Here is a 14,489-nt window from a genome sequence, read left to right as displayed (position 1 = left end):
AGAATGCGGGGGCCGGTTGGCCCCCCGTTTTTCTTGCGTTTGGCAGGTCCCGATACCTGTCTTCCCGGTGAGGCTACCCCATGGGAACACAAGCGAGGGACGAAGCCGATGGAAGGAGAATTGCCATGAGAACCGATACTGATGTGCGTGCGCGTATCGACACCAAGACAAAGAAGCGCGCCGTCGTCGCGCTCAAAGCAATGGGCCTGTCCATTTCGGACGCTATTCGCCTGTTGATGGTGCACGTAGCGGATGAGCGCTGCTTACCGTTTGAGGTCAATCTGAAGAGCGTGAAGACAGGCAAACGGCAGCCTGTGGTCAGCGCTTCGACTACACAGCGCGCCGCAAGAGAATAGCTCGTAAAGCTTTCCGTTCCGCCGCACTCCAAACCCCTTCATTGGCGGCCGCTGGCCAAGTAACATGCCCTTGGCTAAAGCTCTCCGCGTCAAAGCGAAGAATTCACCAGGAAGTCACGCCGCTGGTGTGCTCAGCAGAAGGCCAGAAGCCGGGCGGCTGCCTATTCCCACTCGATCGTCGCCGGCGGCTTGCCCGAGATGTCGTAGACCACGCGGTTGATGCCGCGCACTTCGTTGATGATCCGGTTGGATACCTTGCCGAGCAGGCTGTGTGGCAGTTCGGCCCATTGCGCGGTCATGAAGTCCTGCGTTTCAACGGCGCGCAGGGCGACGACGTATTCGTAGGTGCGACCGTCGCCCATGACGCCGACCGACTTGACGGGCAGGAAGACGGCGAAGGCCTGACTGGTTTTCTCGTACCAGCCGGCGGCACGCAGTTCGTCGATGAAGATGGCGTCGGCGCGGCGCAGCAGGTCGGCAAATTCGGGCTTCACTTCGCCGAGGATGCGCACGCCGAGACCGGGGCCGGGGAAAGGGTGGCGATAGACCATGTCGTGGGCCAGACCGAGGGCGACGCCGAGTTCGCGGACTTCGTCCTTGAACAGCTCGCGCAGCGGTTCGAGCAGCTTCAGGTTGAGATCTTCGGGCAGGCCGCCGACATTGTGGTGGCTCTTGATGGTGTGGGCTTTCCTGGTCTTGGCGCCGGCGGACTCGATTACATCGGGGTAGATGGTTCCCTGCGCCAGCCATTTGGCGTTGGCCAGCTTGGCGGCCTCGACCTGGAAAACTTCGACAAACTCGCGGCCGATGATCTTGCGCTTCTGCTCGGGATCGGAGACTCCCTGCAGATGGCCCATGAACTGTGCACTGGCGTCGACATGCACCACCTTGACGCCGAGATTGCGGGCAAAGGTGTGCATAACCTGCTCGGCTTCATTGAGGCGCAGCAGGCCGTTATCGACGAAAACGCAGGTCAGCTGGTCGCCGATGGCGCGGTGGATCAGCGCTGCGGCCACTGACGAATCGACGCCGCCCGAAAGGCCGAGGATGACTTCCTCCTGGCCCACCTGGGCGCGAATCCGGTCGACCGCTTCGCCGACGTAATCAGGCATGTTCCAGTCGTGGCCGCAGGCGCAGATGTCGCGCACGAAGCGGCCGAGGATGTCCTTGCCCTTGAGGGTGTGCGTGACCTCGGGATGGAACTGTACGGCGTAGAACTTGCGCTCTTCGTCGGCCATGGCGGCGATCGGCGTCGATGGGTTGCTGCCGATCAGCTTGAAACCCGGGGGCAGGGTGGTGACCTTGTCGCCGTGGCTCATCCAGACGTCGAGCAGCCCGTGCCCTTCACCGTTGCGTCTATCCTCGATGCCCCTGAACAACTCCGAGTGGCCGCGGGCGCGCATTTCGGCATAGCCGAATTCGCGCTTGTTCGAGCTTTCGACGCTGCCGCCCAACTGCGCCGCCATCAGCTGCATGCCATAGCAGATGCCGAGCACCGGCACGCCGAGTTCGAACACCACCTGCGGGGCTTTGAAGTCCTCGACGTCGTAGACCGAATTGGGGCCGCCGGAGAGGATGATTCCCTGCGGCTGGAAGTCGCGGATGAAGTCCGCGGAGACGTCGTAGGGATGCAGTTCGCAGTAAACCTGCTGCTCGCGGACGCGGCGGGCAATCAGCTGCGCGACCTGCGAACCGAAGTCGAGGATCAGAATTCTTTGGTGGGACATGGCGACGCCTCAAATGAAGCGGGCGGCCCGTAGCCGCCCGTGAATCGTCAATCGATGCTCAATCGACGTGGTAGTTGGGAGCTTCCTTGGTGATCTGTACGTCATGGACGTGCGATTCGCGGACACCGGCCGAGGTGATCTGGACGAAGGTCGCCCGTGCGTGCATTTCGGCGATCGTCCGGCAGCCGAGGTAGCCCATCGACGAGCGCAGGCCGCCCATCAACTGATGAATCACCGCCAGCACGGAGCCCTTGTAGGGAACGCGGCCTTCGATGCCTTCGGGGACCAGTTTGTCGACGTTGGCCGTTTCTTCCTGGAAATAGCGGTCGGCAGCGCCGGCGGCCATGGCGCCGATCGAACCCATGCCGCGATAGGATTTGTACGAACGTCCCTGGAAGAGTTCGACCTCGCCGGGCGCTTCCTCGGTGCCGGCGAAGAGGCCGCCGAGCATGACCGCGTTGCCGCCGGCAGCGATTGCCTTCGAGATGTCGCCGGAGTAGCGAATGCCGCCGTCGGCGATCATCGGCACGCCGCAGTCCTTGAGGGCATCATGGACGTTCTGGATGGCCGTGATCTGCGGTACGCCGACGCCGGCGACGATGCGCGTGGTGCAGATCGAGCCCGGGCCTATGCCCACTTTGACGCCGTCGGCACCATGGTCGACCATCGCCAGCGCCGCTTCTGCGGTGGCGATATTGCCGCCGATCACCTCGACATCGGGAAAGTTCTTCTTGATCCACTTGACGCGGTCGAGCACGCCTTGCGAATGGCCGTGCGCGGTATCGACGACGAGGACATCGACGCCGGCTTCGGCGAGCAGTTCGACGCGTTCTTCGGTGCCTGGGCCGACACCGACGGCGGCGCCGGCCCGCAAGCGTCCGGAAGCGTCCTTGCTGGCGTTCGGGTGTTCGGTGGTCTTGATGATGTCCTTGACGGTGATCAGGCCGCGCAGTTCGAAGGCGTCGTTGATGACCACCACGCGTTCGAGACGGTGCTTGTGGATTACCGCCTTGCCTTCTTCGATCGTTGCCCCTTCAGGGACAGTCACCAGGCGATTCTGCGGCGTCATGATGTTGCTCACCGGCTGGTCGAGTTTGGTTTCGAAGCGCAGGTCGCGGTTGGTGACGATGCCGACGACGACTCGGCCATCGAGCACCGGAACGCCGGAGATCTTGTGCAGGGTGGTCAGCGCCAGCACCTCGCGCACCGACATGGTCGGCGGTACGGTAATCGGGTCCTTGAGGATCCCGGACTCAAAACGCTTGACCTTGGCGACTTCGGCGGCTTGCACTTTTGGGCTGAAGTTCTTGTGCACGATTCCGATGCCGCCTTCCTGCGCCAGGGCGATCGCCAGGCGCGCCTCGGTGACGGTGTCCATGGCCGCCGAAACCAGCGGCAGTTCGAGGCTGATGTTGCGCGTCAAACGCGTCTTGAGCGTGACATCGCGTGGCATTACGGAAGAATGGGCGGGAACGAGGAGCACATCATCGAACGTCAGCGCCCGTTGGATTAAACGCATAGCCTTTGATCCGAGGTCACAAAAACGTATTATACAGCGTGCTCCCTTACCGCTGAACGCCCATGAAGCGCATTGCTCCTGCTGCCGCCATGCTACTTGCCGCCTTCGCTGCGCAGGCGCAGATTTATCAATGGCAGGACGAAAACAACACGACGGTAATTTCCGACCGACCGCCTCCCGGGAGCGTCACGGGCGCGCGGAAAATCGAAGCCGATTCCCCACCAGCGAGCGAGGCCAGCGACCAGACCCTGGCTGACCGCGAGATGGCGTTTCGCAAGCGTCAGAAGGAATCGCAGGAAGGCGCCGAGCAGGCCGACAAGGAGCAGCGCCTGGCGGCGCAGAAAAAGGAAAACTGCGCGAGCGCGCGTCGCTCGCTGCAGCTTCTGGAGTCTGGCGAACGCGTGGCAATGCGTGACAGCAAGGGCGAGCGCTACTACCTCGACGAGGCGCAGCGCACGCAGGCGATCGCCAAGCTACGCCAGGACGTGCAGGCCAGTTGCCACTGAGAGAAGCGTGGAGGGTGAAGTGTGCTATGGACGCTGCGGAAGTGCTGGCAAACGCGCTGCGCGAATCCTGCTTTCTCGCCTACTCGCCTTCGCCGGCGCCTTTTTTCATGACCTTGCCTTCGGCGGCACGTTGCTTGCGCACTTCTTTCGGATCGGCAATCAGCGGGCGGTAGAGCTCGACGCGGTCCTGATCGCGTAGTTCTGCATCGGGCTTGGTGAGTTTGCCGAAAATGCCGATCTTGTTTTTTGCGAGGTCGATTTCCGGGTGCTTTGGCAGCAGTCCGGACGCCTCGATCGCCTCGCGCACGGTGCTGCCCGCGGCAAGCTGCAGGCTGACCAGCTGCTGCTTGTCTGGCAAGGCGTAGATTACCTCGATGGCGAGCAGTTCAGGCATTGGGCAAGCCATGCACTTCGTTGGCGCGTTTTACGAAGGCGTCGACGAAAGTGTTGGCGATCTGGCTGAAAACCGGACCGATCACTTTTTCGAACATCTTGCTGGAGAATTCGTAGGATAGCTGGAACTCGATCTTGCACGCGTAGTCGGCCAGGGGCTTGAAACGCCAGAGGCCTTCAAGGCGGCGAAACGGGCCATCCACCAGGTGGATTCTCATCCACTGTGGCGACTCCTTGTCGTTCTCGGTGGTGAAATGCGAAGTCACGTTGCGGTAGTTGATGTGCAGCGTGGCGACCGTTTTCTGCTCGTCGCGAAACTCGCAGCGCGTCTGGCTGCACCACGGTAGAAACTTCGGATAGTCCTCGACACGGTCGACAAGGTCGAACATCTGCTGCGATGAACGTTCGATCAGCACCGATTTCTTGACCATGGCCATCCTCTGCCGTACCTCGTGAATCCTGTAGAATCAAATATTCTAGCATCGCACGCCCCCACCCACGCCCCAATTTCCCGAGAAAAGGCACCATGAGCATTGTCGCCAACAAGAAGGCTTTTCATGACTACTTCATAGAAGAGAAGGTCGAGGCGGGCTTGGTGCTGGAAGGTTGGGAAGTGAAGGCGATCCGCGCCGGTCGGGCGAGTATCAAGGAAGCCTATGTCGTCGTCCGCAAAGGCGAAGTTTTCCTTTTCGGGATGCACATCACACCGCTGATGGCGGCGTCGACGCACATCAAACCGGATGCAGTGCGTACTCGCAAGTTGCTGCTGCACGCCAGGCAGATAAGCAAGATGATCGGCCAGGTCGAACGCGCGGGCTACACGCTGCTGCCGATCGACCTGCATTTCCAGCGCGGTCGCATCAAGGTTGAAATTGGTCTGGCGAAAGGCAAGAAGCAGTACGACAAGCGGGAAGCCGACAAAGACCGCGACTGGGTGCGCGAGAAAGCGCGGCTGATGCGCGCCAAGGTCTAGGCCGCTCGGCCGGCTGCGGGCATGCGCAGCGCCTGGCCATCGGCCGCCGGCCGCGACTTCACATTAACGGTCATGACAATCGATACACCTCGGATCATGAAAGTCATGACCGCCCCTCTTCCCCCGGCCCTTCTCCCGCGAGGGAGAAGAGAGTTTCGTGAGTCGCTTGCGCGACTTCACATCAACTGAAGTGGCGCAAGGAGCGCTGTTGCCGCTGCTCCGAATCTGCGGCTTCGTCGAGCCGCTGGCGGACGAAATCGATATGCGTTTGCGCCGCCAGGCGAGCAGTTTCCGGCTCGTGTGCGCGAATCGCGTCGTGGATGGCCCGGTGTTGCGCCATCAGTTGCCGCCCGGTTTCCGGGCTCACCGCGATGTCACGGAGACTGCGCCGCACATGCTCGTGTAGCAGGCGCAGAACACTCCCCAGCAGGTGACCGAACAGCACGTTGTGCGCCGACTCCGCAATCGTCAGGTGAAAAGCGACATCGGCCGCAACCTGGGCACTGCGATCGTTCTCACCGTACGCTGCGTCAAGTTTCACGTAGGCTTGCTCCAGACGCTCCAGGTCACCCTCGGTTGCCCGCCGCGCAGCCAGTTCGGCAGCCGACCCTTCGATCAGATGGCGAAATTCGAGCACATCCTCCTGCAGGCGGGGGTGTTGCTCGATGAGTTGCTGCCAGGGATCCGAAAAACTGGTTGCGAGCCGGTCGGTGACGAAAGTGCCGCCACCATGACGGCTGATCAGCAGGTCCCGGGAGACGAGCTTCTTGATGGCTTCGCGCAGTGAAGGGCGCGAGACGCCCAGCTCGATTGCCAACTCGCGTTCGGCAGGCAGGCGGTCGCCGGGTTTGAGGGAGCCCTCGAGAATGCGCGTTTCGATCTGATGGGCGACGGCGTCAGGAATGCGCGGGAGCTGGAGCTTGGCAATATTCATGCTGATCTGTTGATGTCCTTGGCGGGTTCGCCGAAATCATTGCGCCGTTAATGTGAAAGTCGCGCAAGCGACTCACGAAACTCCCTTCTCCTTGCGGGAGAAGGGGCAGGGGAAGAGGGAAACGGTCATGACTTTCATGATTTGCGGTGTCTCCACGTGTCATGACCGTTAAAATGGTCTTACCCGTCTGTTTCGTCCGGCAGTCTACAAATTTTTTGCGGCTTCCATTCCTGCCCCGCGTATGGCGTGCCAGTTTAACCTTACGGCGCTACGAATTGCCGGTAATCGGGGCGCACTGGCTGCAGTGAGCGGCAGGCGATTGACAAAGGCAGGGGCTGCAATTAGTGTATTGGGTAATTGGTCTTACCACTTTTTGGTTGACCACTTTCCGCCGACAAGAGCACAGGAGACAGCCATGGATGCAGCAGGCCCTCGCCACTACCCGGCCAAGCCGGCCAAGGTCTACCTTTTCGGGACCTGTCTGATTGATATGTTTTGCCCGGAGGCGGGCATGGACGCTCTTCGCTTGCTCGAGCGCGAAGGGATCGAGGTCCTTTTTCCGGCCGACCAGACCTGCTGCGGGCAGCCGGCGCACAGCAGTGGCTTTCCCGAGCAGGCACGCGCCGTTGCCCAGGCGCAGTTGCAGCTCTTCCCGGAAGCGTGGCCGGTGATCGTTCCTTCCGGTTCCTGTGCCGGCACCATGCGCCATCATTATCCGGAGATGTTTGCCGACGATCCGCGCCTGAAGGCCGAGGCGACTGCGCTTGCCGAGCGGGTGTTCGAACTCAGCGAGTTCCTGGTGCATGTTGCCAAAGTCAATCTGGCAGACCAGGGTGTGCCGGCACGCGTCGCCTTGCACACTTCATGCGCGGCGCGGCGCGAGATGGGCACGCACGAGCACGGCCGCGCGCTGCTGGCGCAGCTGGGGGCGGTCGAGGTGGTGATGCACGAACATGAATCGGAGTGCTGCGGCTTCGGGGGCACTTTCTCGCTCAAGCACCCGGCGATCTCGTCGGCGATGGCTGGTGACAAGGTCGATGCGCTCAAGGAGACCGGTGCCGAGACTTTCCTGTCGGCCGACTGCGGCTGCATGCTCAGCCTGAACCACACGCTGCAGAAGCGGCGCGATGGTTTTCAGGGGCAGCACCTGGCGACTTTCCTGTGGCAGCGGACGAGTGGCGAAGGAGGACAGCAATGAGCGCGCGTGACAACATCCTGCAGCGCCTGCGCGCCGCGCCACAAGGCAGGGTGCCGCTGGCACCGGCTGTGCCTGCTTTCTATGCTGCCATCCGCGCGGCCACGCCAGCCAGCACGCGCGCGGCGAGAATCGAACTGTTCTGCGAAAAAATGGCGTTCTGGCACGGTGAAGTGCTGCGCGTCACGCAGGACAACTGGCCACAAAAGCTGCGCGAAATCTGCGCCGCCAAGGGCGTGCGCTCGCTGCTCTACGGCGAAGCGAGTGCACACGCCGAAGCGCTGAAGGCGGCCGGTATTGCCGGGCTGAAGCCTTACGACCGCCCGCTCGGCGAGTGGAAGAAGGAACTCTTCGAAGACACCGATGCCGGCCTGACTTCGACGCGCGGCGGGATCGCCGAAACCGGCACGCTGATTGTCTGGCCGGACGCCAGGGAGCCGCGCCTGATGTCGCTGGTGCCACCGATCCACTTCGCGCTGCTCGACGCCGATCAGCTCCACGACACGCTTTTCGACGCCATGCAGGCGCAGCGCTGGAGCGAGGGCATGCCGACCAATGCGCTGCTCGTCTCCGGTCCGTCGAAGACTGCCGACATTCAGGTCACTCTCGCCTACGGCGCGCACGGTCCGAAGGAGCTGGTAGTGCTGTTGCTGGACAACGCGGTCAACGCGGTCAACGAGGTCAACGACGAGGAAGGGCAATGAATAATAGCCAGCAGCTCAACTTCGTTCCGGCCAGCGAATTCAAGCAGCGTGCTTCCGTCGCCGTTGCCGATGCGCATCTGCGCAAGAGTTTTCGCGGCGCGATGGATTTCCTGATCAGCAAGCGCGCCGCGCAGTTCCCCAATCCTGAAGCGCTCGAACGTCAGCGCTCGCTCGCCGAGCACATCCGCAAGTACAGTCTGGCGCGGCTGCCGGATCTGCTCGAACAACTCGAGCGCAAGCTGACCGACAATGGCGTGCAGGTGCATTGGGCCGAGGATGGCGAAGAAGCCTGCGCGATCATCGTCGGCATTGCGCAGCGCCATTCGACGAAACTGATGGTCAAGGGCAAGTCGATGGTCAGCGAGGAGGTCGAGCTCAACCATGCCATGGCCGCCGCCGGTATCGACGCCCTGGAGAGCGACATGGGCGAGTACATCGTCCAGCTCGACGGCGAGAAGCCTTCGCACATCATCATGCCGGCGATTCACAAGACCAAGCAGCAGATCGCCCGCCTGTTTGCCGACAAGGTACCTGGCGCCGGCTACACCGAATCGGTCGATGAGTTGATCGGCATTGGCCGCGCCGTCCTGCGCGAGAAGTTCATGAACGCCGAGGTCGGACTGTCCGGGGTCAACTTCGCCGTCGCCGAAACCGGCACCCTGTGCCTGGTCGAGAACGAAGGCAACGGGCGCATGTGCACCACCGTCCCCGAAGTGCATATCGCCATCACCGGCATCGAAAAAGTGGTCGAGAAGCTCGAACACGTGCCGCCACTGTTCGGCCTGTTGACGCGCTCCGCGACCGGGCAGGCGATCACCACTTACTTCAACATGATCAGCGGTCCGCGCAAGCCCGGCGAGAAGGACGGCCCCGGCGAGATGCACCTGGTGCTGGTCGACAACGGGCGCACGCAGGCCTACGGCGACGAGCAGCTGCGCTCGACCCTGCAGTGCATCCGCTGCGGCGCCTGCATGAACCATTGCCCGGTGTATACGCGCATCGGCGGCCACGCCTACGGCACCACCTATCCGGGGCCGATCGGCGAAATCATCTCGCCGCACATGCTCGGCCTGAATGCCACGCACGTCCTGCCAACCGCTTCCAGCCTCTGCGGTGCCTGCGGCGAAGTCTGCCCGGTGCGCATCCCGATTCCCGAATTGCTGGTCCGCCTGCGCGAGGAAGCGCAGCACGATGCGCGGCCCGGACATGCTCCGCTGCGCGGTCAGGGCGCTGCCAAGAGCCGCCTGGTCGACGCCGTCTGGTCGGGCTGGGCTGCGCTGTACACCCGCCCGGCGCTATATCGCGCCTTTGGCTGGCTGGCGACTCGCTTTCGTGCGCTGACCCCGCCAATGCAGGGCGGCTGGACGGTCAGCCGCACGCCGATGAAGCCGGCGGCGCGGACGCTGCATGAGCTGATGGCGGAGAGGAAGAAGCGCTGAGACGCCAAGCGTCGCCGGCGAGGTGCGTCAGCAGTACGTCGGCCATGCTTGCCGCCCGGCGCCTGGCTCGTGAAACCGCGACACCAGCCCGCACGTCATTGTGAGGAGGCGCAGCCGACGTGGCAATCCAGTTCCATCGTCTCGCTATGTTCCGCCACAGTGACACAGTTACAACGCGAAAAGCCAAACCTCTGGATTGCCGCGTCGGCTGCGCCTCCTCGCAATGACGGTGGGTCGGCGTGGCGCTGATTGTTGATCCGGCGCTCCGCAGTCGGCAGGGTGAGCGGATCCCGTTGCTGCTTGACGGTCATGCCTACGTGGAGCCGTCAGCATCGCCCGCGCAGGTGCTCGACCGGCAGAGGACCCATCGCATACATGGATGGCGTCGCATTGAGAGACGAAAAATCACTGGAGAAGAATGATGTCTGAACCCATAGAAATCCTGCGCGGAGTTGTGCATCCGTGGTATTGCGATAACTTCGGCCATATGAATGTCCGTTGGTATAGCCATTTTTTCGATGACGCCGCCTTTCATCTTTGGCCGCTCTACTGGGGGAGTCACAAGAAAATGCAGGAGGAGTTTGGAGTGCATACGGTAACCGCCTCCGCGACGGTGCAGTTTTTGCAGGAGCTGCTGGCAGGGGATTTGATTTTGGTAGATAGTTCGCTGACCCGTATCGGCCGCAAAAGTTGTACTTTTACCGAGCGAATGTTGCATGTTGATACCAAGGAAGTGCATGCCACGTACGACACGGTAGAAGTCTTCTTTGACCCACAAACGCGCAAGGCAAAAGAAATTCCTGCCCCAATCAGGCAGGCCCTGGAAAATGCCTACCAAGTCGCTCCACAAGACCATTAGATCCGTGGTGGCTACTTCTGAACCGCTTGTAGGCGGCCCATTCCCGGGCCTTTCGTCCTATCCAGGACGCAACTTGGCTGTTGAGCGCCAGTAGCTTTCGCTTCGCAATCATCAGATTGGCAAGGGCGAACAGCGTGTGCAGTTGCGTGGCAGCTGACCAACCCCGCTCTTTTCAGAGACAGACCTGAGCTTGCCGCGCTTCATGGCAATCTCCCAGTTGACGTCCCGGTCCTTCAGTTCTTCCCGCTTGTCGCGCCGACATAGCTCGCATCCAGGAAGACTTCGATAGATAAATTGGATTTGCCTAATCCGGAGTAAGGGGCCAATCTCGCTCTCTCCAGTGAATGTCGCGTTGATGTTGTTCCACCCGGGAGGGGGGAAGCGTGAGTGGATCTGCTGTTTACCGAGACCGTGGCCGACGATGCGCCGGACTTGCAGCGGCTAGCCGCTTGCTGATGGCCACGGTGCTTCTCGTCCTTGGCGCCTGTACGACAATTAGCCCGGTGATCATTTCTCAGGAGCTAGTGCTCGAACAGACAGATCTTTCGCATACGCCGGGCGGACAGGCAGACGAGGAGTTCTACGGCGAACTGCCCGCGGTCATCGCCCGGGTCAATCGCTTGCGGATGCGCTATCTCGACGCCGTCAGCAGCGAAACGACGCTGAGCAACCTGATCAGCGCGGCGCTGATCCCGCTGTCTGCGGTCGCGATGTATCGCGGTATCACCAGCTCATCGGATTCGACGCAGAACTGGCTGGCCGCCGCCGGCCTGACCGGCGCCGCGGCTTATGCCTATGGCACGACCTTCACCTCGCAGCCGCGGCAGTTGATCTACGTGGCCGGCGCCGACGCCCTGGGTTGCGCATCGCTGGCCGCTCGCCCCTATCTCTACCGTCGGGACGAGATCGAAAGCGTTCGCCCACGCCCGGCGAGTGCAGCGATGCCTGTTGCCGCGCTCGCCAGCCCTGCGGTTGTGAGTCCTGCGGTCGTGACCCACTCCGTCGCAAGTCCGGACGGCGAGGTCGCAGCACCTGCAGCGGACGCCGCGAAACCTGCAGCCGTGGCCCACGACGCGGCACAGCCGACGCCGGCGCCCGCCGTGGCGAACCCGGACAGCGGCGGCAACAGCGGCGCGCGACCGACGCTGCTTGCTGCGATGGCGACCGCCCGTCGCGCATTGGCCACTTACGAACAGATTATTACCAGGGTCAACGCCAGCGTCGCGAGCTGGCCAGCTGCCGCAGCCGCCAAGTGCGGCAGGAAGGCGACCGCGATCGCGCCGAACACGGCTGCCGTCGACGCCAAGCTGTTGCGCATCCGGACCAGCAGTGAGAGCGACACTCAGTTTCGGCAATGCATGAAAGGTCCCGACGCGCGCGCCGTCGCGCGTGATCGTGCGAGTCGCGCACTCGTTCGGCAGCAGTCCGATGCTGCGTCGCAGCTGGCCAGGAAGGTGCGTGAAGTGATTGGCCGCGGCGAGGACCTGCTGGCCCGGATCAGGCTCGCGCCGGCACAGCTGACCGGCAAGGCGCGCGAGATCCAGAGTCAGGTGGCCGCCGAAGTCATAAAGACGCAACCCGACCTCAGCGCCATCTTCGCGGTCACCGAGGCGCTGCGCAACAACGCTTTCCGCTTTTCGGGCGCGACGCTGTTGGCGCCGGCGACGCCGGCGGCGCCGCCGGGAGTGGCGCCCGCGCAGGCAGGTGGCGTCGAGGCCGCGCCCAGCGACGCAGCGACGCAGGCCGTCGATGCGATGCAGCAGGCCGGTGAGGAACTGGCCGCCAGCACGGTTGATCTGCAGCACTGGCTGGAGCAGGCCGACATGTTGTCGCGCCAGGTCGCCGGCTTGTCGCGATGCCGCTTCAACGCCGCCGCCGGCAATGCCTTGCTGATGCTCAATCCCGAAAGCGACGAGATCCACCTCGGCGGCGGCGAGACCTTCACCTGGGTCGTCAGCGGCGGCTCCGGGGTGCCACGGGCGGCAGTGCTCGGCACGGCGCCCAGAGGCGCCGAGGTCAGCGTCAGCGGCGTCAATGGCTTGCAGGTGGTGACGCTGAAGATGCCGGCGACGGCACCGAATGTCGACTTTACGCTGCTGATCGCCGACGGGAGTGGCGTTGCCCGCCGCGAGGTTCGTGTTCGGCCAAAGGGGGAAACGGCTGGCGCTGCGGATGGGTCGCCGCCACCCGCGGCGGACAACCAGCGCACTCTTCCTGCCACACGGGACGACCTGCACAAGGTCTGCGCGCAGCGGCAGCTCGAGGACGATTGCCTTGTTGGCGGGCGGATGAAGGATGCGGTCGCGGATTGCAGGGCGAAGCTCGGCTTGCCGGGCACCACGAACAGCACTGACCCGCGAATCGTCGACGCCTTGTTGGCAGGCCGCTGCGGCAAGCCATGATCTGGCCGCCATTCTGCCCGCCGATCGTCGGTGCCACTGCCCAGGGCCCGCGACTGCTGTGCCGACCCGACTACCGCTCGGCACCGGTGCTGAGTGAACTTGCCGCCGCGCATCTGCTGTGGCTGTGGCGGCCGGCGCCATTGGCGCCATCGTCGCCATGGTTGCCGCTGGTACTTGCTTTTGCCGACGACGCTCCCGGAGGCTGTCTGCTCACACAGCTGTCGTCGGCCGACGGTCGCCAACGCTGGCCGGTGCGCTCGATTCGTGCGCCGCGCTGCGTCCAGCAAAACGTCGGCACGAGCATGGGCAGCGCCCGCAATGCGACTTGCAACGGACTGCCGGGAACGGCGGCGGCGATCCTGCGGGGACGTCGCGATGCGTCGCGCCTGTTCGTGCTCAGCGCCGCGCACGTCTTCGCCGGCAGCCCGGACGCCAGCGTCGACGACCAGATCGAGATTGACGGCCACGTCGTTGCCAGGCTGCGCGACTGGCAGCCCGTGCTCGGCGCGTGGCGGCCGCAGACGCCGATCGACGCGGCGATCGCCGAGATTTCAGCGCCGCAAGCAGACGTACTGATCGCGCGTCATCCAGGCATGGCGCAGACGCACGCCGGCAATCTCTCCTTCCTCGACCAACCCTTGAGCATCCTGTGCCAGCAGGGACCACTCGGCGCGCGCTTTCGCGGCTGGTGGTCGGGCTGGGTCGATGCCCCGGAAGTGCCCGGAATGCGGGATTACTGGCTCGAAAACGGGCTGGCGTATTTGGTCGACGAGCCAGGAACGGGGCCCGGCGACAGCGGCAGCGCGCTGGTCGACGCGCGCGGCCAATTGCTCGGCCTGCACTGTGCTGGCGCGCCACGTTCGGAAGTCGACTGGAACGCTCTCGGATGCCCGATCGGGCCGGTACTGGAGCGCCTCGGCTGCCGGCTCGGCGACGGCAGTCGGCACGGGCTCGCGCCTGCCGATAATCCGGTCCGTGTGCGGGCGGCGTCGCCGGCAGTGACGCCGCGCGTTGCCGACGCGCCGAGCAAGAGCAGCGAAGACACCTTGGCGCGGACGATCTGGGGCGAGGCGCGCGATCAGCGCAATGGTGCCGTGGCGATGGCCGCCGTCGCCCACGTCGTCCTCAATCGTTGCCGGAAGAAATCGTGGTGGGGCCGGACGATCACCGAGGTATGCCGCAAAGCGTGGCAGTTCACGTGCTGGAACGTCGGCGATCCCAATCTGAAGAAACTCCTCGCCGTGAACGAGGCCGATTCGCAATTCGTCCTGGCGCTGGCGATCGCCGGCGCCGCCGTGGCCAGGCTGGACGGCCGCCAGCACGCTGCGTCGGACAGGCTCGGTGACGACCCGACGCGCGGCGCCACTCACTACTACTCCGAGATCCTGTCGGTGCCACCGAAATGGGCGCGCGGCAAGCAGCCGTGCGCGCAGATCGGTCGGCATCGTTTCTTCAACGACATCGCTTGACGGATTGGGTACA

Annotated in this window: 14 protein-coding genes; 9 read left to right on the top strand and 5 right to left on the bottom strand. The window is 63.4% G+C overall.

Annotated elements, in window-relative coordinates:
• Positions 1-119 precede the first annotated feature (119 nt).
• Positions 120-356, top strand: coding sequence for a type II toxin-antitoxin system RelB/DinJ family antitoxin (locus E4Q23_RS19090; RefSeq protein WP_336511737.1), 237 nt, complete (start codon positions 120-122; stop codon positions 354-356).
• A gap of 161 nt (positions 357-517) precedes the next feature.
• Here the strand turns inward: E4Q23_RS19090 and guaA are convergent, their stop codons facing one another.
• A complete protein-coding gene (gene guaA, locus E4Q23_RS19085) occupies positions 518-2,083 on the bottom strand; it encodes a glutamine-hydrolyzing GMP synthase (protein ID WP_169068114.1) in 1,566 nt (521 codons plus the stop codon).
• Positions 2,084-2,141: 58 nt separating this feature from the next.
• Positions 2,142-3,602 (bottom strand): IMP dehydrogenase, encoded by a 1,461-nt coding sequence (guaB, locus tag E4Q23_RS19080; protein WP_169068113.1) that lies wholly within the window; start codon positions 3,600-3,602, stop codon positions 2,142-2,144.
• A gap of 62 nt (positions 3,603-3,664) precedes the next feature.
• On the opposite strand from guaB, the gene E4Q23_RS19075 reads away from it, so the two are divergent.
• Entirely contained in the window at positions 3,665-4,108 is a 444-nt protein-coding gene (locus tag E4Q23_RS19075) for a DUF4124 domain-containing protein (protein ID WP_169068112.1), read from the top strand.
• Between the two features lie 79 nt (positions 4,109-4,187).
• Here the strand turns inward: E4Q23_RS19075 and E4Q23_RS19070 are convergent, their stop codons facing one another.
• Together E4Q23_RS19070 and E4Q23_RS19065 are read right to left on the bottom strand one after the other, a co-directional pair.
• On the bottom strand, positions 4,188-4,502 hold the full coding sequence (locus E4Q23_RS19070) for an RnfH family protein (protein WP_169068111.1): 315 nt from the start codon (positions 4,500-4,502) through the stop codon (positions 4,188-4,190).
• Complete coding sequence (locus E4Q23_RS19065) at positions 4,495-4,938, bottom strand: type II toxin-antitoxin system RatA family toxin (protein ID WP_169068110.1); 444 nt, start codon at positions 4,936-4,938, stop codon at positions 4,495-4,497. The genes E4Q23_RS19070 and E4Q23_RS19065 overlap by 8 nt, the downstream gene beginning before the upstream one ends.
• 89 nt (positions 4,939-5,027) lie before the next feature.
• Between E4Q23_RS19065 and smpB the strand changes: the two genes are divergently transcribed.
• The gene (gene smpB / locus E4Q23_RS19060) at positions 5,028-5,474 is read left to right on the top strand and encodes an SsrA-binding protein SmpB (RefSeq protein ID WP_169068109.1); all 447 of its coding nucleotides are present in this window, start codon (positions 5,028-5,030) and stop codon (positions 5,472-5,474) included.
• A gap of 181 nt (positions 5,475-5,655) precedes the next feature.
• Here the strand turns inward: smpB and E4Q23_RS19055 are convergent, their stop codons facing one another.
• On the bottom strand, positions 5,656-6,408 hold the full coding sequence (locus E4Q23_RS19055) for a FadR/GntR family transcriptional regulator (protein WP_169068108.1): 753 nt from the start codon (positions 6,406-6,408) through the stop codon (positions 5,656-5,658).
• Between the two features lie 415 nt (positions 6,409-6,823).
• Between E4Q23_RS19055 and E4Q23_RS19050 the strand changes: the two genes are divergently transcribed.
• The 6 genes from E4Q23_RS19050 to E4Q23_RS24180 all read left to right on the top strand — a co-directional run bounded on the left by E4Q23_RS19050 (position 6,824) and on the right by E4Q23_RS24180 (position 14,476).
• Positions 6,824-7,606 carry a (Fe-S)-binding protein gene (locus E4Q23_RS19050; protein WP_169068107.1) on the top strand — a complete coding sequence of 261 codons (783 nt, stop codon included), beginning with the start codon at positions 6,824-6,826 and terminating at the stop codon, positions 7,604-7,606.
• Positions 7,603-8,307 (top strand): LutC/YkgG family protein, encoded by a 705-nt coding sequence (locus tag E4Q23_RS19045; RefSeq protein ID WP_169068106.1) that lies wholly within the window; start codon positions 7,603-7,605, stop codon positions 8,305-8,307. Before E4Q23_RS19050 ends, E4Q23_RS19045 begins: the two co-directional genes overlap by 4 nt.
• Positions 8,304-9,746 (top strand): LutB/LldF family L-lactate oxidation iron-sulfur protein, encoded by a 1,443-nt coding sequence (locus E4Q23_RS19040; RefSeq protein WP_169068105.1) that lies wholly within the window; start codon positions 8,304-8,306, stop codon positions 9,744-9,746. Before E4Q23_RS19045 ends, E4Q23_RS19040 begins: the two co-directional genes overlap by 4 nt.
• A gap of 421 nt (positions 9,747-10,167) precedes the next feature.
• Entirely contained in the window at positions 10,168-10,605 is a 438-nt protein-coding gene (locus E4Q23_RS19035) for an acyl-CoA thioesterase (protein WP_169068104.1), read from the top strand.
• A 455-nt stretch (positions 10,606-11,060) separates the two neighbouring features.
• Positions 11,061-13,007 carry a hypothetical protein gene (locus E4Q23_RS19030; RefSeq protein ID WP_169068103.1) on the top strand — a complete coding sequence of 649 codons (1,947 nt, stop codon included), beginning with the start codon at positions 11,061-11,063 and terminating at the stop codon, positions 13,005-13,007.
• Positions 13,004-14,476 carry a cell wall hydrolase gene (locus E4Q23_RS24180; RefSeq protein ID WP_248595588.1) on the top strand — a complete coding sequence of 491 codons (1,473 nt, stop codon included), beginning with the start codon at positions 13,004-13,006 and terminating at the stop codon, positions 14,474-14,476. Before E4Q23_RS19030 ends, E4Q23_RS24180 begins: the two co-directional genes overlap by 4 nt.
• Positions 14,477-14,489: the final 13 nt, after the last annotated feature.

This window comes from Candidatus Accumulibacter phosphatis, assembly GCF_012939955.1.
Lineage (GTDB): Bacteria > Pseudomonadota > Gammaproteobacteria > Burkholderiales > Rhodocyclaceae > Accumulibacter > Accumulibacter delftensis.
Note: the sequence above shows the minus strand (reverse complement) of the source record. Positions and strands in the feature narration are given on the sequence as shown.